The organism is Streptomyces sp. NPDC005794, assembly GCF_042871445.1.
Lineage (GTDB): Bacteria > Actinomycetota > Actinomycetes > Streptomycetales > Streptomycetaceae > Streptomyces.
Genome location: NZ_JBIAIN010000022.1, coordinates 121,852 through 141,859, shown reverse-complemented (window position 1 = coordinate 141,859; position 20,008 = coordinate 121,852). Strand labels below are relative to the sequence as shown.

At 64.5% G+C, this 20,008-nt stretch carries 11 protein-coding genes and 6 pseudogenes; 8 read left to right on the top strand and 9 right to left on the bottom strand.

The genetic code is table 11. From position 1 onward, the window contains the following. Positions 1–215: 215 nt before the first annotated feature. Positions 216–1,808 carry a transposase gene (locus tag ACFYQ5_RS29870; protein WP_389202013.1) on the top strand — a complete coding sequence of 531 codons (1,593 nt, stop codon included), beginning with the start codon at positions 216–218 and terminating at the stop codon, positions 1,806–1,808. Positions 1,809–1,850: 42 nt separating this feature from the next. Here the strand turns inward: ACFYQ5_RS29870 and ACFYQ5_RS29865 are convergent, their stop codons facing one another. Together ACFYQ5_RS29865 and ACFYQ5_RS29860 are read right to left on the bottom strand one after the other, a co-directional pair. After that, positions 1,851–3,863, bottom strand: a complete 2,013-nt coding sequence (locus ACFYQ5_RS29865) for a B12-binding domain-containing radical SAM protein (RefSeq protein WP_389202012.1) — start codon at positions 3,861–3,863, stop codon at positions 1,851–1,853. Between the two features lie 94 nt (positions 3,864–3,957). Further along, on the bottom strand, positions 3,958–4,164 hold the full coding sequence (locus ACFYQ5_RS29860) for a hypothetical protein (protein ID WP_389202011.1): 207 nt from the start codon (positions 4,162–4,164) through the stop codon (positions 3,958–3,960). Positions 4,165–4,678: 514 nt separating this feature from the next. Between ACFYQ5_RS29860 and ACFYQ5_RS29855 the strand changes: the two are divergent. The 3 genes and pseudogenes from ACFYQ5_RS29855 to ACFYQ5_RS29845 all read left to right on the top strand — a co-directional run. Then, positions 4,679–5,221: pseudogene (locus ACFYQ5_RS29855) on the top strand (ISAzo13 family transposase); the annotation flags it as partial. Further along, positions 5,219–5,338 (top strand): annotated as a pseudogene (locus tag ACFYQ5_RS29850) (IS5/IS1182 family transposase); the annotation flags it as partial. The pseudogenes ACFYQ5_RS29855 and ACFYQ5_RS29850, both read left to right, overlap by 3 nt. Then, the gene (locus tag ACFYQ5_RS29845; RefSeq protein WP_389202010.1) at positions 5,335–5,793 is read left to right on the top strand and encodes a hypothetical protein; all 459 of its coding nucleotides are present in this window, start codon (positions 5,335–5,337) and stop codon (positions 5,791–5,793) included. The pseudogene ACFYQ5_RS29850 and the gene ACFYQ5_RS29845, both read left to right, overlap by 4 nt. Positions 5,794–5,873: 80 nt before the next feature. On the opposite strand, the pseudogene ACFYQ5_RS29840 reads toward ACFYQ5_RS29845, so the two are convergent. Together ACFYQ5_RS29840 and ACFYQ5_RS29835 are read right to left on the bottom strand one after the other, a co-directional pair. After that, positions 5,874–6,212: pseudogene (locus ACFYQ5_RS29840) on the bottom strand (transposase family protein); the annotation flags it as partial. Positions 6,213–6,404: 192 nt separating this feature from the next. After that, a complete protein-coding gene (locus ACFYQ5_RS29835) occupies positions 6,405–7,421 on the bottom strand; it encodes a YncE family protein (protein ID WP_389202008.1) in 1,017 nt (338 codons plus the stop codon). Positions 7,422–8,461: 1,040 nt separating this feature from the next. On the opposite strand from ACFYQ5_RS29835, the gene ACFYQ5_RS29830 reads away from it, so the two are divergent. Continuing rightward, positions 8,462–8,866, top strand: a complete 405-nt coding sequence (locus tag ACFYQ5_RS29830) for an NPCBM/NEW2 domain-containing protein (RefSeq protein ID WP_389202006.1) — start codon at positions 8,462–8,464, stop codon at positions 8,864–8,866. A 160-nt stretch (positions 8,867–9,026) separates the two neighbouring features. Here the strand turns inward: ACFYQ5_RS29830 and ACFYQ5_RS29825 are convergent. Next, positions 9,027–10,401 (bottom strand): annotated as a pseudogene (locus ACFYQ5_RS29825) (IS1380 family transposase). A gap of 361 nt (positions 10,402–10,762) precedes the next feature. Between ACFYQ5_RS29825 and ACFYQ5_RS29820 the strand changes: the two are divergent. Then, positions 10,763–12,013 carry an IS110 family transposase gene (locus ACFYQ5_RS29820; RefSeq protein ID WP_389202004.1) on the top strand — a complete coding sequence of 417 codons (1,251 nt, stop codon included), beginning with the start codon at positions 10,763–10,765 and terminating at the stop codon, positions 12,011–12,013. Positions 12,014–12,160: 147 nt separating this feature from the next. Then, positions 12,161–12,820 (top strand): annotated as a pseudogene (locus ACFYQ5_RS29815) (ISAzo13 family transposase); the annotation flags it as partial. An 861-nt stretch (positions 12,821–13,681) separates the two neighbouring features. Here ACFYQ5_RS29815 and ACFYQ5_RS29810 read toward each other — a convergent pair. Then, positions 13,682–16,489: a hypothetical protein gene (locus ACFYQ5_RS29810; protein ID WP_389202002.1), complete on the bottom strand. Its 2,808-nt coding sequence runs from the start codon at positions 16,487–16,489 to the stop codon at positions 13,682–13,684. A 203-nt stretch (positions 16,490–16,692) separates the two neighbouring features. Here ACFYQ5_RS29810 and ACFYQ5_RS29805 point away from each other — a divergent pair. After that, positions 16,693–17,442 (top strand): annotated as a pseudogene (locus tag ACFYQ5_RS29805) (transposase family protein). 256 nt (positions 17,443–17,698) lie between these two features. On the opposite strand, the gene ACFYQ5_RS29800 reads toward ACFYQ5_RS29805, so the two are convergent. The 3 genes from ACFYQ5_RS29800 to ACFYQ5_RS29790 form a co-directional block, all read right to left on the bottom strand. After that, positions 17,699–18,115 carry a transposase gene (locus tag ACFYQ5_RS29800; RefSeq protein ID WP_389202000.1) on the bottom strand — a complete coding sequence of 139 codons (417 nt, stop codon included), beginning with the start codon at positions 18,113–18,115 and terminating at the stop codon, positions 17,699–17,701. 419 nt (positions 18,116–18,534) lie between these two features. Further along, positions 18,535–19,206: a hypothetical protein gene (locus tag ACFYQ5_RS29795; protein ID WP_389201999.1), complete on the bottom strand. Its 672-nt coding sequence runs from the start codon at positions 19,204–19,206 to the stop codon at positions 18,535–18,537. 55 nt (positions 19,207–19,261) lie between these two features. Further along, positions 19,262–19,969, bottom strand: coding sequence for a hypothetical protein (locus tag ACFYQ5_RS29790; RefSeq protein ID WP_389201998.1), 708 nt, complete (start codon positions 19,967–19,969; stop codon positions 19,262–19,264). Between the last annotated feature and the right edge of the window lie 39 nt (positions 19,970–20,008).

Sequence of the window (20,008 nt, the reverse complement as noted above, 5' to 3'; positions counted from 1 at the left end):
ACGGCCGCCTTACCGCCGGACGAGTGTAGGCCGCACAGCCCAACCAGAAACCCGTAGGCCAAAAAGACGAACCACACCTGAATCCTGATAGACCCAGCCCTGCCTGTTCAGCGGAATTGGTCGACCTGACGTCCCGATAGCAGAAAGGTGCCGCTGACCTGCAAGGATGCGAGTGTCTAGTCCGTAGCCGTTGCGAAAGTCAGGGCACCTTTCCGGTGAGCGAGCGTACAGGGTGGGATCGGCGGCTGCGCGTACGGGCCGACGGCAGGCGGCTGGTCGGGCACGCCAGGGCGGTACTGCTGCGACGGTGTGCGGACCGGGTGGGACTGACCGGGGTCCTGGCCGATGTGCTGCCGATGGGCGCCGGGCATGGCTGGCGCGACCGGGGTGTGGTGGTGGTCCAGCTCGCGGTGGCCATCGTGCTCGGCGCGACGAACCTGACCGAGGCTGCGCAACTGGGCCTGCACCAGAGCGGGTTGTCCGGACCGGCAGCTTCGGACTCCACTGTCCGCCGCGCCCTGCTCGGCCTGGACGACACCGCACTCACGCTGATCGCGAAGGCCCGGCGCACGGTCCGTCGTCACGTGTGGTCGCAGCTGCACCTGCGGCCCGGTGGTTTCCCCAGGCTCTCCGTGGCGGGCCGGTGCCTGAGGGACTGGGTGGTGATCGACATGGCCGCCACGATCATCACCGCGGCCTCGAAGAAGGAGCGGGCCGCGGCCACGTTCAAAGGCACGTTCGGGTTCCATCCCCTGGCGACCTGGTGCGCGAACACCGCCGAGCGTCTGGCCATGGAACTACGGCCGGGCAACGCCGGGGCGAACACCGTCGCCGACCACCTGCGGGTCCTGACCTGCGCGCTGGCCCAGATCCCGTACTCCAGCGCCGCCAAGCTCCTGATCCGCGTGGACGGCGCCGGTGCCACCCACGGCCTGCTGGAACATCTGGTCGCACTGAACACCAAGCGGCGCACGGTCCGCTTCAGCGTCGGATGGAAGATCACCGACGAGGACGAGAAAGCGATCGCGAAGCTGCCCGAGCATGCCTGGGAGACCTCGCTGAAGCAGGACGGCTCGCCCCAGGCGGGCTACTTCGTGGCCGAGTTGACCGGCGTGAACACCCGGGAGGGCTGGCCGGAGGGCACCCGGCTGATCGTCCGCCGGGTCCGGCTCTCGGGCCGCCAGCTGAAGAAGCTGACCGACTTCGAGCAGAAGACTGGCTGGTGCTACTCGATCACCGCCACGAACATCGGCCGGATGTGGGGCGTTGCGGGCTCGCATCAGGTGCAGTTCCTCGACGCCCTGCACCGCGATCACGCCGAAGTGGAAGACCGAGTGCGGACGAACAAGGCCCTCGGCCTGCACCATCTGCCCTCGAAATCGTTCGCGGTGAACCAGGGGTGGATGGGGCCACCGCGAACCTCGCCGCAGACCTGGACGCCTGGGTCCGCCTCCTGGGCCTGCACGACATCGACCACCTGGCCGACGCCGAACCGGACACCATGCGCTTGTGCCTCTACCACCTGCCGGCCCGCCTCACGAAACACGCCCGCAATCGGTGGCTCCGCATCGAGGCCACCTGGCCCTGGGCGTCCGCGTTCACCACCTGCTGGGACCGGCTCACCAACCTTCCGGCCATTACCTGACAACCGGCTCCCGCCCCGACGAAGACCAGAACGGAGCAGACCACATCACCCCCCGGGAGACGTGGAACCCCGGCGCAGCCGCAGCGTCACGAGACGGCCCACCCCGAACACCCCGGGACATTACGGGCGAACCACCGCACCGATCAACGACCGACCCCGCTGACGAATCGAGGTCGGTGTTCCTGGCGGCAGTAGCCGAGATGAGTTATCCCTGCAGATGTTTTTCGGATGCGGCATCGCCGGATTTTCCAGGGGAAGGGAACAGTCGGGTGAACAAAATTGGCGCCACCTGTTGCAGAGTGCCGAAGTCAAGGTCCATCTGAGAGCAAGCCTCAAGTAGTCTCAGGGCGCCCCCTCTAATCGATAGCGTGGATCCGTTTACTCTGTTGATCGCGATCTCTGTGTTCGGGTAATTCGGGTGCGTCATTCGTGTCACAACTCGCGATAGCAGGGCACTCGGCGGGATCCCGTTGAGGGCGCGCATTTGCAGTCCGTTGTCAACGAGTTCCCCGGGAGTCATCTTAGACAACATGCATAGCAGCAACTCGCGGGGCACCCACCCAGCCCCGTGGTAGCTCGGAATGGAGCGGGAGGCAGCGTTCAGCATCTCACTCCACTCACTTGCGCGCCTAGAGGTGATGCCGTCCGCTACTTCATAGCTGTAGTAGACGTCTACATCGTTCGCCGCGGTGGGCTTGAGCGTAATACCAAAATCTGCCAGATGCCGGAAAACTGGTGCGTTGTGCTCCAGGGAAAAAGAGCCAGCCCCGAAGGAGCTGATGATATCCGAGTTTCCGAGAATGAAATCGAAGGTCTCATTCGCCTCTTCTTCGGTTTCTCCAGGAAATCCGAAAAATAGAAAGCAGTGCATCCAGATACCGGCACAGGTGGCGTCGGTGAGATTACGCACCATTACTTCCCTACGCGTGTTCTTGCGCATCAACCGCAGTACGCGCTCAGACGCAGACTCCAGTCCCACATAGAGGGATCGGAATCCGATTCTATGAAGGTTGGTGAAATCTTCGCGTTTGAAGAATTCCTCAAATTTAATGAGTCCAGTAAAGGACCACCCCGTCTCAGCGTTCGGAGGAGCGATCTGCCCCAACGACCGAGCGATTTTTGGCGGGATGGCTTCGTCATTGAATGCAAAATGTCGAACGTTGTACTTTTCGGCTAGACTTTTAACCGTCTGAAGTACGCTGGACACCTCATACCCGGCGTATTTTTCACCATACACCATTCCGTGGTGGCAAAATTCGCACTTCCCCCAGTAGCAGCCTCGAGATGAAAGCAGGGGGAGTGTTGTCTCAGCCGATAGGTATCGCGTCAGGGGCATGTCTTCAAAATCCGGAATCGGGATTTCCTGCGGTCGCAATGACGGGCATGGTGGGGACGATACAACCTCGCCGCCGTTCCGAAAGACGATACTTGGCGCGCCTTCGGTCAATGGGCGTCCCTCACGCAGATTCCGCAACATTCGCTCTGCCGGCTTCTCGCCCTCATTTCGAACAATGATATCAAAGAAGCGGTCGAACCAACTATTCTTCAAGGCCCCGCGTTCGAAAATACGGGAGAAGATCGTCCCGCCAACCATGACGGGAGCGGCTAGTTGCTTTTTTAGGATTGAGCCCAAGAGAAGCGTAAAGTACAACTGCTCTTGCCCGATGCATGAGATGCCGATTGATTTTGGGGCGAGCGGTAGAATGTATTTCGCAACTGCCTGTCGAACGAAAGCGTCGAGTACAGGATGCGGGGAATCGATCATCCGTTCCAACTCGGATGATCTGAGGTTTCCGGTTTTGAAGCGAAATTCGAATGGCGATACGATGAAATCATCGCAAACAGCTGATACTGCATTCAAGTAGGTCGATAGGGATTGTACTCCCAGGTGGCCGCGTTCAAAGTAACCGCTACTTGTACTTTCAGCGTCACTGAGCGTCCTGAACCGATCAATGTCACTTCGAAATGTTTCAGCCTCCTGGAAAATGGCGCGAAGGCCGATCTTGGCCTCGGATGTTAGGTCAGTGTGCTCCAGTTCCTTGATGAGGAGTCTTGCGCAGTCATCAGATAGGAGCCACTCGTAAAAGTCAATATTAATGTCGACCGACGCAATATCGAAACCGGCGCGCTTCAGCCATGCGGAGAGTGATGGCAGAGAAAGGGAGGGCTGAAATGCGCTCCATTGGGGCGGGAAAATCAGAAGCAGGTCAACCGACATTAATTATCCCTTGGTGGTAACGTGACTAGCTGCGTCAAGTCGACCCGCCGGGTGGAACTTCGCCCGGCGGGGGACACTGGCCGACACCGACTGGCTACACTTCCAAATCCGTTGGTGGCGGATTGTTGTTGTTGTTCTGGTTGATGGGCCCCGATGCCAGAAGTGACTCCTCATTCGACCTGTCAAGGAGTGAAACGATCTCTTCCGGTTTCGCCGCCTTTACCATTTCGGCAATTCTCATATTCATTTCTGCAGTGGGATTGGTCGGGTCGCCTGTGGGATTTCCAGTCGGATTCGACATAGCTGGCCTCCTTCGCAGTACGGATCTATTACTGACAGTCGCTGCAAGCCTACACAGTGTAACAATGGCTCGCAATGTGGCGCGCTGAATGTCCTTGAAGCTCATACCGATGCGTCACTCCGGAGGGGACGCCGACGAATGAGCCACGGCAGCCGAGAAGGTCGTCGCTCTCGTCCGGGTCTTCGCCGACGCGCCCCTCGCCGCGCAGGAAGGGCGGCCCCTTGTTCGCCGAAGGCGCCTCGCAGCTGCGAACCGGCAACGCGCCCCGGGCGATGGCCACATGGCGCAACCTCGCCATCGGCGCCCTGTGGCTGGCCGGCGCGACCAACATCGCCGCCGCTCTGCGACACAATGCCCGCAACGTGGACCGCCCTGCTCGGTCCCAAATGATCACAAAACGGACGCCCGTTGACTACGTCGAAGCCCTGGGACCTGCCGATCAATAACCCTTCGGTTTTCGTGGTCTGTTGGGTCGTAGGATGCGGGGGTGTCGGAGGGGACGAAGGCAGAGCTGGTGGATGTGTTCGGGCTGTTGCTGCCGCATCTCGATGAGCGCCAGCAGCGACTGACGCTGTGCGCCGCGGCCCTTGTTCTGGGCCATGGCGGGATCCGTATGGTGGCCGGAGCGGCCGGGGTGGCGGAGTCCACGGTGTCGCGTGGGAAGCGGGAGCTGGAGCACGCGGAGGAGCCCGTCGGCCGGGTACGGGCACCGGGCGCGGGTCGCAAGTCCTTGCGGGAGGCCGATCCGGGGCTGGTGCCTGCGTTGCTGGCGCTGGTCGAGCCGGACCAGCGCGGCGACCCGGAAACTCCGCTGCTGTGGACGGTGAAGTCCACCCGGAATCTGGCGGCCGAGCTGACGCGTCAGGGGCACCGGGTCGGTTCGGACACGGTGGCCGCGCTGTTGAAGGCGGAAGGCTTCTCTCTGCAGGGCACCTCCAGGACCACCGAGGGGAGCCGGCATCCGGACCGGGACGCCCAGTTCCGCTACATCAACGACCAGGTCACGGCGTACCTCGCCGACGGGCAGCCGGTCATCAGCGTGGATGCCAAGAAAGAACACCGCCCGGCCTCCTCACATTCCCGCGTGTACTGGGCCATGACCCACGTCATGGCCCGTCGGCTCACCGACGCGAGCACACTCACCTGGCGCGATCCGCAGGTGGTCGGCGCGTGAACCTCAACCCCCTCCTCCAGGCGCTCGACCTGCAGGAAGACGCCGTTTGGAACCTGGCTGACGATCTCCGCACCCAGATCGACACCCTTCAGGCCCAGCTGATCGAGGCCGAACTGCGACTGGAACACCTCGCCATCACCCGCACTACCTTCACCGGCCTCGCCAACCGAATCCCTGCCCAGAGCGCCGACCCATCAGGAAGTCTCGAGCTGCCCGAGCACCCGGACTACCCACGCATCGTCGCCGTCTGCAACGACGCCACCGGCCCGCTGAGGGCCCGAGATATCTGCCAGGCCCTCGACTTCGGGCTCCTGCCGAAACACATCGAACGCACCCGAGCCAAGATGAAACGCCTGGTCACACTAAGGAATCCTCACCGAGACCGAGCCCGGAACCTTCAGCAAGAAGCACTAACCAAGTCCGGAACGGACATAAACTCACGAACCGCCCACTGACAGATCAAACACAAGGCACAAGCGGCCAGTGAGAGTAGGAGTCAAGCCGTGACCGGAACGACACGGCCACCATCCTCACAGTGCGAGTAGTCGGCCCGGCCGTCGCCCACTCGGTCGCACTCGGCGAGCAGCACGTACTCCGGGTCGGTCTCGCGCAGGACTTTCAGCAGGCCCGGTGACCGGTCGGCTTGGAGGTCGATGACCGCGGCGGTATAGGCACGGGCGGAGTCGGCCGATATGCCGAAGCCCGCGGCGATCTGGGCCAGGGTGCCGTGCTTGCGCAGGTACACCAGAGCGACGAGCGCACGCTGGTGCGGTGGAAGTTTGCAGCGGCGGTCACCCTCACGGGTGACGATGAGCATGGTGACCCACTCGACCAGCGCATGCGGCAGGTCGAGTGCGGCAGAATAGGGAACCAACGAGGCACCTGCACTGATGAGTTGAGACTTCGAACATCTCCCTCAACGGCCACGGGTGCCTCGTGCGGTGCGGCCTCCCCGCCGTCACCCGATCGGTGGCCACGCTGAAAACGCTCAATAACTCTTGGCCCCTGCACCCGGAGCGAACAGCCAAGCTGCCGCAGTAGACAAACTCACCACCCGGTCGATTTTTCAATCGATGTCGATCACTTGCACATTGGGCGGGTCAGCCAGCGAGCCATCATTGTGCACAGTTTCTTGCGAACTCACGTAAGCGCGACGCCCGTCTGGGGCGACGGCAACACTGAAAGGAGATCCCTTTACAGGGAGATTCTCCATAATCTTCTTCGAGGCCGTATCAATCACCGTGAATGTGGAGGGCTGCAATCCCTGAACCACATAGGCATAAGCGCCGTCAGGACTCACAGTGATTCCCCATGAAGAATCATCCATGGGAACGGTATCGGTGACGGCCTTCTTCTTGACGTCCACTACCGCCACTCCGTCGCGTTTGCCCTGACTGTAGGACACGTAGAGTTCCTTGCCGTCCGGTGTCACTGCGAGACCATTCTCACTCGGGTCTCCGGGGAGAGGAACCGTCCCAGTGACTTTATCGGTCGCACTGTCGATCACAGAGAGGACTCCGCTGCCGGGACGGGAACCCTCGGCCGCCACGTAAATATTGACCCCGCTTGGAGCCACAGTAATGGCCTCTGGAACTACCCCCGGCATCCCGATTTCCCCTGCTACGCGATTTGTACTGGTGTCGATGATGTCGACAGAATTACCCAGGGAGGGACCCGCCGTGTAAACCCGACTGCCGTCAGGAGAGATTGCGATATCTCTCCCGGATGCCTTCTCAATAGTGGCGCTGACTGTGTTTGATTCTGTGTTCAAAACCGATACCGAGTTCTGCCCGACTACGTAGGCTCGGCGACCGTCAGGTGTAATGACGATATCTTCCGGCCAACGTATGTGCGGGATAGTAGCAGCCACAGAACTACTGACGCTATCAATAATGGAAATGCTACCAAAATCGGCTTCGCCGGCATGCACCACCACGTATACCCGTCGCCCATCCGGGCTCGCCGCTATCCCCCAAGGACTTTCGGTGCTGATAGAAGGACCGATCTTCCATGATGCCGTAGGAGAGGGTTTCGCCTCCGAGGCAGCGTTTCCCCCGCAGGAGGAGATCGCTGCGGTCACCATAAGCGCCGCACATGCCAACATTGCGGCAAATCTTGTACGCTGTCGCTGCGGTACCGCCAAAGGACGGAGCGCGACCTGTGGACTATTTCGCCTATTACCATGCATGCAAACAATACTGTTGGAATACATGGGTTTTCGCACTTCGAGTTGAGCCAAACGTGCAGGGGGGGTTGCCATCGCAGGCGCGCGTGCAAGGACTTCGAAGTGGAGTCTGGAGGTAGACCTTGGGGGAGGACTCTGTATGGCACTGCCGCAACAGTCAGATTGATCATTTGCCGCAAGCGCGCCCGAGGCCAATGCCGGCGCTGCGATCGGGGGCCTCCTGCTGCGCGATGGCCGCTGCCGCGGCTGCCATCCGTACCGCCTCTTCGACGAGGCCCCGGCCCGCCAGAGCGCATATTTCGGGTGGCCCCTATTCGGAATCCGGCGGGTCCCGGGTGGGGAGGGTGCGGCGCCTGAGAGACGAGCGGTCAGGCGGCACTCGTGGAGTCCGTCAACCTAGGAGCCCGGAGTGGAAGTCGCGTAGCCCAACAGGGATTGGCCTCGGTCAGTAGACTCGGGCCACCACACGTGCCTTGCGCGTGACGACCGCGGCAAGTCCGGCGCCGCGAGTTGCCCACCCGCCAGGAAGGGGTGATGCTGATTAGGGCATCCGCCATAACACGCTGGAACTAGCGACACCGGCAAAGCCGAAGCTGTCCTCGGCTCACTCCCAGCGACTTCGGCTGGCCCGCCGACGCGAGGAGCGTGCGGATCATGCCACGAGGAGATTCCCACGCGGCCGCTAAGCCAACGGAAGGTGTCTCCTGATGATCATTGAGAGCCGCCCATCCCATCCGCGGCACCTTCATGGGACCGCTCTGGCTGTAATCTGCACCGCCACGGCATCGGTGATGTTCTTGACGTCTTCTTGCGATTCTGGAGGCGCTCCGACGGCCCCTCAGTCGTCACCGGGGACAATGAGCTCTCCGCAAACCAGCCCCTCCCTCACGACGACTCCGACGGACTCTGCAAGCGAGTCGGCCACCCCAACGACAGGGGTGCAGTACCTCAGCGAGCTACAACCGCTGAGTTCTTCGAATGGCACGGAGACCGGATCTGCGGAAGTCAATGGCCACAACTACGCCCGAAGCACCTCTCTTCGAGTAGACAAGGGCTACATTCCAGAGAATGACGCCGAGTACAACCTAGGGCGCCACTGGCGGACATTCAAAGCCACGATTGGTCTTCGAGATGACGCCCCAACGGGATGTCGGCTAAAATTCGAAGCATTCGCAGACGGAAAACTGGTCACCAATGCGACAGTGACTCTCGGTGAAGCACGCGATCTGAAGCTGGAAATCTCACAGGTGCTGCGTCTGAAAATACAAGTCACTTACGTCTCACCGACGGATATCAGCAGCTATTGCTACGGCGTCTGGGGCGACGCACACCTGGAAACCTAGCCTCGAAGTTTCATGACGGTCCGCCGACGGAGTCGGTGGACCGTTTTCGTGCCGTGGGCTGAGAATGGGCAGGTTGAGGGCCCGAGTGTCGTCTCGGGGAGGCGCCGGGTTCCACTGCTCCGATGTCGGGCTGCTGTCGTAGGGACGGGAAAGTTGCTGGTCAGTCGGGATTTGGCAGGAGTGCGAGCTGGTCGAGTGCGGCGGTGATGTGGCCGGTCCAGGGCCAGTGCCGGGCCAGGCGGAGGATCCGCCGGCGGCCGGTGGTGACGAGCTGTCCCGCCGCGGTGAACAGACGGAGCCGCAGGCGGCGGGGTTCCCAACGGCGGGCCTTGCCGGTCAGTGCGAGCATCGGCATCCAGGCCAGCAGGTCGAGGGCGATCTGCACGATCTCCAGCCAGATCCGGTTCGGGGCGGTGCGGTGCAGGGGGAGGTTGCGCAGGCCGGTGGCCCGGGCAGCCCGGATCCAGTCCTCGGCCCGGGCCCGCAGTCGGTGACGGAGCTCGAGTTCGGCGATCGGCCGGCCCGAGGTGTTGGTGGCGAAGCACGTCAGCCGCATGCCGTCCGCATCGGTGAGCCGCAACTGGGCCCCGGGGTGTGGTCGTTCCTTCCTGACGATCAGCCGCATGCCCTTGGGCCAGCCGTCCTGGACATCGCCGGTGAATTCGGCGACCCAGGCACCGTCGCGGATCTCGCCGTCCGTCTCGACGGCCGGCGTCCAGGCCGATGCCGGAACCTTCAGCACGTGCTGGTGGACCTGCTCGGTGACCGTCATGCCAACCGAGTAGGACAGCCACCGTCCTCGCCGGGCGAGCCAGGCGACGAAGTCGTGGGTGCCGCCCGCGAAGTCGGTGCGGATCAGGGTCCGGCGCCCGCGCCGGTACTTCTTCGGCAGCTGGGCCAGGGCCAGTTGGGGGGCGGTGATGTGGTCGGCCGCCGTGTTCGAGCCTGCGTTGCCGGGTCTGAGCAGGGCCGCGACCGGTTCACCGGTGCCGCCCGGTCCGTGGTCGACGAACCCCATCAGCGGGTGGTGACCGTAGGCCCGCTTCCACGTGGGTGCGGCGTCCTCCTTGTCCGAGTGCGCGATCACCAGCACCCCGTCGAGGTCCACGGTCACCGTCCCGCCCGCATCAGGCGCTTTCCGGTCGGCCAACCGCCAGACCCGCTGGCGGACGTCGGCCCGCGCGGCACGGATGGCCCGCAGAGCCTTCTCCCCGGAGGCCGCGAGGGTGTCGATGAGGCGGGAGACCGTCGGGTCGGAGGCCACCGCCCCGAACACGGCCGGCTCGGCCCGCAGCATTCCCACGTCGGCCAGGCAGTCCCCGCCCAGCGCGACCGCCAGAGCCACCTCCAGCAGGAGCTTGCCCGGATCGTGTACCGCCCGAGCCTTCCGCCACGGCACCAGCGCCGCTGATATCGCGGTGTCCAAGCCGGCCTTGCGGACCGTCTCGACCAGCAGCACGCCCCCGGCCTACGACCACCGCCCGGCCACCGCCCTCGATGCGGACACGCGGGTACGACCCGATACTCTTCTTCACCTGAGAAGTGCCTCCGGCTGGAGCAGGAACAAGGACCCCGACAATCCTCATTCTTGCTGGTCAGCGATCCAGCGCACCTTCGGTGCGCGCCGGGGGCGTGGTAAATCCCGTGGCGCGCGCCGGGGGTGCTTCTGTCTGCCCCTGCCGGGGGCTGATGCCGGTCCGGGACGCTGGAGGGGTTCGTTCCGGCCGAAACCGATGCTTCTGTGATGCCGGTGAGCTTGCAGGTCAGCGTGGTGCTGGGGGCCGTCCACGGGAACCGTGGAGTGTTGCTGTGAAGCACGTGCGTCAGAATTCCTGATTCACCCTGGCCCTCCCGGAACGGCGTACCCGGCTGTCCGGCGAGGGAGGGAGCAAGACCGTGGACGTGCTGCACGAACGCTGCGCCGGCCTCGACATCAGCAAGAAGGACGCCAAGGTGTGTGTCCGCACCCCGAGTTCGAAGCGGCGGGGGTCCTTCACGACCGAGACCACGACGTGGGGCTCGACCACGAACGCGGTCCTGGAGCTGCGGGACCATCTGCTCGCCGCACGGGTGACGCTGGTGGTGATCGAGGCGACCTCGGACTACTGGAAGCCCTTCTACTACGTGCTGGCCGAGGGCCTGAACGTGATCCTGGTCAACGCCCGGCAGGTCAAGAACCTGCCCGGACGCAAGACGGACGTCTCGGACGCGGCCTGGCTGGCCCAGCTCGGCGCCCACGGCCTGGTCAGGCCCTCTTTCGTGCCGCCCGAACCGGTCCGTGAACTACGGGACCTCACCCGGGCCCGGACCACGGCCACCCGTGAACGCGGCCGTGTGGTCCAGAGACTGGAGAAACTGCTGGAGGACACCGGCATCAAACTGTCCGCGGTCGCCTCCGACATCATGGGCGTCTCCGGACGGGCCATGCTCGAAGCCCTCATCCGCGGCGAAGCCGACCCACAGGTCCTTGCGGACCTGGCCAAACGCAAGCTCCGCAGCAAGATCCCCGAACTCACCGAGGCCCTGACCGGACGCTTCCGCGAGCACCACGCGTTCCTGGCCCGCCTCCATCTGGACCAGTACGACCAGCTCACCACGATGATCGACCAGCTCAGCGAACGGATCGAAGAGGCGATGGCCCCCTTTCGCGGCGCCCTCGACCTGCTCGACACCATCCCCGGGATCAACCAGGCCACCGCCGAAGTGATCATCGCGGAGACCGGCGGGGACATGACCCGGTTCGCGACGGCCAAACACCTCGCGTCCTGGGCCGGGGTCTGCCCCGGCCACCACGAGTCCGCCGGCCGCACCAAGAACACGAAGGTCCGGCCCGGCAACCCTTACCTCAAAGGCGCCCTCGGACTCGCCGCGTTCGGCGCCGTGAGAACCAAGGACACCTACCTCGCCGCCCGCTACAAACGGCTCACCGCCCGCCGCGGCCCCCTGCGGGCCCTGGTCGCCGTCGAGCACTCGATCATCACCGCGATCTGGCACATGCTCACCGACGACGTCGCCTACCAGGAACTCGGGGGCACCTACTTCACCCGACGCGAGCCCGAACGCGCCACCCGCCGAGCCATCACCCAGCTCAACCAGCTCGGCTACACCGTCACCCTCAACCCGAGGACGAGGGAGACCGCAGCCTGACCGCCAGACCCGGACACCCGCCAGCCCTCAACGGCCAGCGGGCACCCAGCCCTGCCCACACCCACCCTCACCTGCTGCTATTTACGCGTCAGAGGCACCTTTCTGCTATCGGGACGTCAGGTCGACCAATTCCGCTGAACAGGCAGGGTCAACTGGCGTGGCAGGCCCCTGGTCAGCCACGAAGTCGTCGTCAGCACCATCGGATCGACCACGACACGCAGCGGACTGTCCGTCCATGCCGAGCTCGACCCCGGCGCCTACCCCACCGGCGTCACCGTCCCCGACACCGTCATGGAACGCCTGCCCCTGCCGCCGCACGAGTGGCACGGCACGTGGAACTACACGTTGCGCCCCGAACCGCTCGCTCCTGCATTGTCTCCACCCAGCGTCGAGTTCGGACGCTTTCCCACCGCCAACAAGCTCCCCGTGTGGCTGCGGCACCCCAGCCTCACCGGACTCGAACCTGCCGCCTTCGACGATCTCGCCGTCCGTTACCAAGCCTGGTGTGCCGAGCACCCGCCGATCTTCCTGCCCGGCAAACGCCCCGACGGCGGCCCCGGCGCCGGCAGCAGACGACTCTCCATCGCCGACGAGCTTGTCGTCTTCCTCCTCACGAAGCGCTGGTCCATGGCCCAGACGCCACTCGCCGAGGCAACCGGCCTGGCCAAGAGCCGGATCGGCACGACCCTCCGGGAGGCCACACCCGTACTCACCGCGCTCGGGTACACGGTCCCGGTCGGCGCCCTCACCGTGACCACAGCACAACAGCTCGCCGCGATAGCCGGGCACGACCTCACACCCCCGTAATCCTCACCAAGATCTAGGAGTTATTGTTCGGCAGCTCCCTGGCTCCAGGGTGAGGATGGCGGCGGAGATTGACGACATTCGATTCGGGTTGCATCGTGCCCTGTGGAAGATCCGCCACGACTTGAGCCGTGCGACGCCGCGCTCGACCGTTGCCCGTTCCGCGGACAGCGCGCGACCGCCGGGCAGCGGGTTGCACCGCATTTGGACCGGCGCACCAGCACCTCGATCACCACCGGGACGCCACCCACGGGCGCGTCGGTCAACCGCCGAGCATAGCGACCGTGCACCCGGCGAGACCCGCTCTCGCAGCAGGACACCGCACCGGCAGCGCACGACAACGAACGCTGACCTTGGGCAGGTTGACGCCCGGCTCGATCGACCACCACACCCCTGACAAGTGCGGCAACACCCGCCCCAAATCCCCTGAACCACACACCCAGGAGGATGCCTTCATCCCTGTCAGACTGGCAAACGCGAGGATGCTCGGCGTAATCAGGAAGCGGTATGGGCGGGGGATGCGGAACACTTCCCGGGTGATCGTGATGCAGCCCGTCCTGGAGATCTACACCTCTGATGGCTTGCCCTCTGGCCTGTCGCCGAGATCGAGCCCTTCAGCTACCTGCCGCTCAGCGGTGAGCTCGCCCCGGCCGAGGTCGGGACACCGGTGATGCATCGTCCGACATCGACCCTGAACATGACGACCGGCCGCCATGGCCCGCCAATCCGCTCAGGTCGTTCCTGCATGGACTGCTGACCTCCAAGGTGTCCCGCTCCGCACCCAAGTAGGTGCATCGAGCATTCGGGCCGGCCACCAGTTCATGGCTGGCCCTGAGCTGACGCCGATGAGAGGCGGCCAGGCCCTCAACCTCGGGCGGCGAGCAGCCACCCCCGGCGCCAGGGCCATCTCAGGGAGCGTGGTTCCAGCTGATCCTGCTTGGCCTGACTGCGGAGTTGATGGATGAGCTTCCTCGGCTTTCGGATCGCTCTGTCGCGGAGGGCTTCTGGTGAACTGACCCCTTGGGTCAGTAGCAGGTGAAGCATGCTGGGATCATTCAAGTCCGGGTGGACCTGCGCCAGTTGGCCGGCATCTCGCATCTGGTCGATCACCACTCGGGAGACGCCCAGGTGTGCCGCCAGTTGCTCCTGCTGCTCAGCATTCTGGGTCCGGCGCACGAGGTCGAGTGCAGAGACGATACTGGCTTTGGCCAGCGGAATTCTGTGCGGAGCAAGCGACGGGAGACCGAGGAAGTCAGTTGGCGGGACTGTTCCGACCAGCGTCCTGAAGCGGGGCTCGGAGGTCAACACTCTGAAACAGGGATCTGTCGCGGCAACTCTCTTGTCGTTGTCGGTGGCGGCGGCGAACTCCAGATCCTCCATTGCCTGTCCAAGCCGCGTGCCCTTCTCAGACTCCAAGTCCTTGATCTCTGCCAGAAAGCAGTCCAGGCACGCGTGGTCCCAGGTCAGTCTCGGCGAGGGGTTGTGCTCGTTATGGGGGTGTAGCCACTTATCCGGCGGTTTGACTCCTAGAAGTGCCTCGATGCAATGTTCCAAATTCTCGGCGAAGCCACGCATCCGCTTTGCTTGTTGACGCAGCCGCCTACCCTCCCAGTTCACCTCACACAAGCTCTTGAGCGCATCGACGGCGTCTGCTGCCTTCTCCAGCAGCGTGTCGTCTTCCCGGTTCCCCTTCACATATCCGTTGAGCCATTGGGTCGCGCTGCTGTACTTGACCCGGATCCGTAGTGGAGCCCAGCCCACTTCCTTGTCGGTTCTGTCCGATAGTCCTGACCTGCCGTACTGATCGTCGAGGGACTGCGCGAACGCCGCATACGCGGTCTGCTCCTCTGGAATACGGTTATAGATCGCCCACATGTACTCAAAGCGCGCCAGCACATACATGGGGTCTTCATCCAGGGCGCGGCCCAACAGTTCCACGCGCACGGCATCGGGATCTTCGCCATCGCTGATCAGAGATCGGCTCGTAGCGATGACCTGCAGCGCAACGCCCTGCCAGCGTTCCGCCCCGTACAGACCATCCTGCAGCTCAAGGTGTGCCTGGCTGAGCCGAAGGAGGATGAACGAAGCAGCCCCCGTGAGTAGCTGCGCGCGGGCTCGATTTTGCGCGGCAGTCCTCTCGGCTTCCCCGAGACCGGTCGGGATGACAGGGAGTCCGAGGTCTCGTCTGCTGAAAACGTCACTCTCGACATGCCGGCCGTTGCGAGACAACGTCATCGCAACTCGGTCTTCATCCACGAGCGTGACCCGCGCACGCCACGTGAGGTCCGGTCTGAGAGCAAAGAACAGGCGCGACAGCGCCCCTGCAACCTTGCCTGCGGGCAGCGCGCTCAGTTCCTCACTGGTGATTTTACTCAGCGGAGTGGTGGCCAAGGCGGAGATGGTGCGATCAAGCTTTTTGGGGGATTCCGTGCCCAGACCCTTCATCCTGGCCAGTAGGTAATCCGTTGAGCCCGCACTCACCGTTCCATCGGCTTTCTGGACCTCGACCTGCAGCCGCAGGTTCTGCCCCAACGCTGCGGCCGTCAGTACCACGCCCATCACTGCAAGGACGATGTAGGCCGCCATGACTCGCCCCGAGTCCTGCAATGGAACCATGAGCAACGCACCCGCCACCCCGACCGCGATGCTCAAGGGGATCACCAGGGCCATCACCAGGGCCCATCGTTGCTGCCACTCCCGGGGGTGGATCGCCGCGACGGCGATCACGACTACCACCATTAGCCCAATGGCCCAGACCTCACCTGCCGTCTCGACGGCTCGGGGTTTCCTCGGAGTCAGGAGAAGGGCACCCGCCACGACAACGACGACACCCAAGACGACCAACAGGGACGACCAGGGTCTCCAGCCGCCGTGATCGAGATGACGCCCGTGTTTGCTCTTCGATGCAAGGAGGATCAGCAAGACCATCCCCAGCCCGATCACCAGGACCACACCGGAGGCCCATCCTGTGAGCGATCCCTCGGGGGAGAAGGGCTTGAACATGGCGTAAAGCGGCAGCATCACCGCCGCGCCGAAAATCAGGAGGAAGCCGAGGGTCCCGGCGGTCCACCTGTAGAGATCTGGCCAAGCGACCGCATCGACCCTGACGAACAAGCGCGAGGAGAGACCGGCCAAGGCGTACAGAACCGCCAAGCCGACTGCACTGAACATCAGCACTTTGCCAAGCGGTTGGACCCAGGTTCCATAGAAGCGATCCCAGTTGGACGATGCGATGGGGCGGCTCTGGGCATTGCTGACCTGCACGATAGCCGCCGCGGCGTCGGAGTTACTCTGGTCCATCGCGAGCGCAGAGCGGAATACACGTTCGGCCTTGTCAAAGTCTCCCGCCCGAATCAGCTGCCATCCCGCCGTGACGGCTGCGGCTGCACGCTCCCGTTGCTCATCAACGCTCTTCAAGCCTGAGACACCACATGTACGATCCGTGTCGCCCTTATTTGCAGCTACATCGGTGTACAGGGCCTGCGCCTGATCGAGCGCTCCGGCTTGCTGATGCCCTTTCGCCGTTTCACAGATGGCTTCCGCCGCGGCACTGAGCAAGGCCGCCGACGACACCGATTGTGCAGGCGCGACGACGGCAAGAGCGGAGAGCAGAGCAGTGGCACTGGCCCGCGCCAAGCATTTCCACACGCTAAACACCTCGATTCTCGGCACGCCCCCCTGCTTTGCCGCCGACTCTAGGGCGCGATCGCACGCCATACCTCCTGAGACGGAGCCACACGGAGTAGGCCGGAGAAGAACTGAGCGTTTTCAGAGTGGCCACCGATGGGGTGACGGCGGCGAGGGCACAACGCACGAGGCACCCGCGCCGTTGGGGGAGGAGTTCTAAGTCGCAACTCATCAGCGCAGGTGCCTCGTTGGTTTCCTATCCTGCCGCACTCGATCTGCCTCATGCGCTGGTCGAGTGGGTCACCATGCTCATTGTCACCCGCGAGGGTGACCGCCGCTGAAGCTCCCGCCGCGCCAACGCGCGCTCGTCGGTCTGGTGTACCTGCGCAAGCACGACACCCTGGCCCAGATAGCGGCCAGGCTTCGGAATCTCGGTCGGCCACTGCCCGCGCCTACGCCACCGCGGTGATCGACCTCCTGGCCAGCCGTGCACCCGGCCTGCTGAAGGTCCTGCGTGAGCACGAACCGGGGTACGTACTGCTCGACGGGACGCTCGCCGAGTGCGGCCGCGTGGGCTACGGCCGGGCCGACTACTCGCACAAGCACCGTCGCCACGGCGTGAACGTGCAGGTCGTGACCGACCCGACCGGGCAGTGCTGTGGATCTCTCCGGCCTTGCCAGGCCGGTGCCACGACCTGACCGCGGCCCGCACCCACCGGATCATCCGGATCTTCGAACGCCAAGGTGTCCCTGTCCTGGCCGACCGCGCCTACCAGGGCGCCGGCCCCTGGGTCACCACCGGGCGCAGTCGGCCGCCCGGCGGCCAGTTGACCCCTACACAGCGGACGGCCAACCGGGCACTGGCCACGTCCCGCGCACCCGTCGAACAAGGCATGGCACTGCTGAAGTCCTGACGGATCTTCCGAAGATCCCGGATCAGCCCGAACCGCATGACGTCCGTCGCCAAGGCCGTCCTCATCCTGGAGAGGCAACGCTGAAAATGCTCAATGAGCCCGAGAACGCTTAACCAGAGCTCCCGTTGACTCCCTCGGCATCGATGCCGGGATACAGGCTGCGGTATGCATCGAGATGATCGTCGATGGTGCTGCCCGGAGTCCGTAAGGAACCACCGGTACGGCCCGTGAGTCACTCCGTCGGGGTGTCGCAACACAATGAAGCCCCGGCTCGGGGTGCCTCCGTCAGGGCTTTGCCCCACTGCGAGGTAATGCGGCCCACGGCCCGCGAGACTGCCGTCTACCCCCTGCGTCCCAGCGCGCGCAAGGCGGACCATGATCTTCCATAGCCACGACGACAGCAGTGGCGCGGGCGGTCCCGCCTCGCGGGGAACACCGAGCGCCGCGCGGGCCGCCGATGCAGCATCACCTGCAGCAACCGGTCGGCCGCGTCGCCCTCGGCCAGCCGGGCCCGGAACTCGCACAGCACCGAGTAGTCGAACCCGGGATCGTCCAGATCCAGGCCCAAGGCGTATTTCCAGTCGATCCTGGTGCGGACCGCGTTCGCGGCCGCGCGGTCTGAGAGGTTCTCCGCGAACTGCAGCACCGACACCAGCGCCAACTGCCCAGGTGACAGTCCCGGACGACCGTCCTTCGGATACAGGTCAGCGAACTCGCCGTCCTCGCACACCACATCCAGCCGGTCCCGTATCAGCATCGCCGGCGTGCCCTTCGGACACGCCGCCCCCGCCGTCACCACCGTCCGCGTCGGTATGCGCTGGAAACTCCTGGCCCGCAAGGACACCTCCGCCCCTCTCCCCGAAACGACCCCGCTCCACTCCAGCGAACCGCCGAACGGACGGCCTGTCAGCACCCCACACAAGATCGCCAACAGAGTCCCGGTATTGGGATTAGTGGCCCTTCGAAGTCGCCCTGCGGGGGGAGGCTTCAAATCACCTCACGCTGCGTTGGGTTGAAGACCGTCGTGGTGAGCGATGAGGAAAAGGCGAGCCTCGTGCGGGCGGACGGCTCGTCCACCACTGACCTCACGTGCGGACGGCACCCACTGGTAGCGGCTTGCCCCGACGGGCGCCCGCTCGCCGCACTCGAACCGCTGGGTAGGCAGGAGTGCGGCTGTCACCGGCCGCCGCCTAGCGTCGGACCCGCAGCAGGACCGGGTACACGACGGCGAACGTGACCACCGGCACGATGCCGACCAGCTGAAGCGTCCAGGGAAAGTCGCCCCCGCCGTCCCAGGGAGAGCGTGTACCCGAAGACCAACAGCACGACGAGGGAACCGGCAGCCCCCGTGACGGCCCACCCCAGCGCGGAACTCCGCGCCTGCATACGGCGTTCGGCGGCGGTGACGAATCCGGGGTCCAGCGGCGTCCAGCCCTCCCCGCGGGACCGTAGCCACATCTCCCGTACTTCGTGGACGTGCGTCCCGACCCCGCCCGTCAGCGCGAACCGCCGTCCCTCCCGGTCCAGCAGCAGCCCCCGGCCGAGCGTAGGGCCGGCCTCGATGTCCAGCGCCAGGACGTCGGACCACGCCGTCATGCGGGTCCGCAACAACTGCCGCACGACGATGGTGTCATGGCGAACGATGGTCGCCATTCGCCAGAACCCGGCGATGATGAGAAACCCCGCACCGGCCAGCAGGAGCAGCCCTATGCGAAAGACCAGCGGCGCGTCGTCCTCCATCACCGCCCCAGCCACCGGCGCCACCCCGGGCATGCCGAGGGTGAGCGTGATGACCACCCGTTGCTCCGGCCGGAGACGGTAGGTACGGATGGGCCGGGGTTTGCTCATCGTTCCTCCAGATTTCGGACCGTCGGCCAGGACATGAGCAGCGTGCGGACGCCCGTCAGCGCTGCTTCGAGGCGACGAAGGCGACGTTGCCGTTCTCGTCGACCGAGACGGAGGAGTACTCCCACCAGAAGCGCCAGCCGCCCTTGTTGCTGTCGCACTCCGAGAACCGTTGCTGGCACCGGTACCGCGCGGGCTTTCCGGCCTCCTCCACACGGAAGAGCGCCGGCATTTTGTCACACCGCCACGGGCTCTCCTTTTCGAGCTGGAAGCCCGCCGCCTCGTACACCTTCCGCGCCGTCAGAACCCCGGTGACCGGCTCGTACCGGAACCGCGTCAGGCTGCCGTCGGTGCCGGTGAGGCGGACCTTCCACACCACCTTGATCCCCTCGTACGTCACCGTGCATCGGTACGGGCTCCCGCCGACGCCCGGCTCGGTCTCGGGGACCGCCTCGCACTCGCCCGCACGGACATCGCCGAGAGCGCCCGCCATTCTCACCGTGGCGGACATCAGCTGGTGCTCCACCTGGTCCAGCAGACCCGGCCCTTTCGGGGCCAAGGCGGCCTCGATCCTGGTGCCCGTGAGGTCTGCCGCGGGCGGCTGCTGTCGGGGCGAGATCTTCACAGGCAGCTGTTCGCCCTCGGCCCGGGGCGACGCGGGCTCCTTGCCGCAGACGGTCGCCGGCTCGGCGCAGCCCCCGCCTGACAGCGTGACGGCCACGCCTACGAAGAGGGGTACGACAGTACGTCTCATAGTGGAAGCCACGTCCCGTTCCTCGGCGGTTGCAAGGGGTCCAGGACCCGT

Coding starts and splice junctions, on each gene's coding strand:
- ACFYQ5_RS29800 (WP_389202000.1), bottom strand. CDS start 18,115: ATGCTGATACGGGACCGGCTGGATGTGGTGTGCGAGGACGGCGAGTTC.
- ACFYQ5_RS29795 (WP_389201999.1), bottom strand. CDS start 19,206: ATGAGCAAACCCCGGCCCATCCGTACCTACCGTCTCCGGCCGGAGCAA.
- ACFYQ5_RS29835 (WP_389202008.1), bottom strand. CDS start 7,421: ATGGTGACCGCAGCGATCTCCTCCTGCGGGGGAAACGCTGCCTCGGAG.
- ACFYQ5_RS29860 (WP_389202011.1), bottom strand. CDS start 4,164: ATGTCGAATCCGACTGGAAATCCCACAGGCGACCCGACCAATCCCACT.
- ACFYQ5_RS29865 (WP_389202012.1), bottom strand. CDS start 3,863: ATGTCGGTTGACCTGCTTCTGATTTTCCCGCCCCAATGGAGCGCATTT.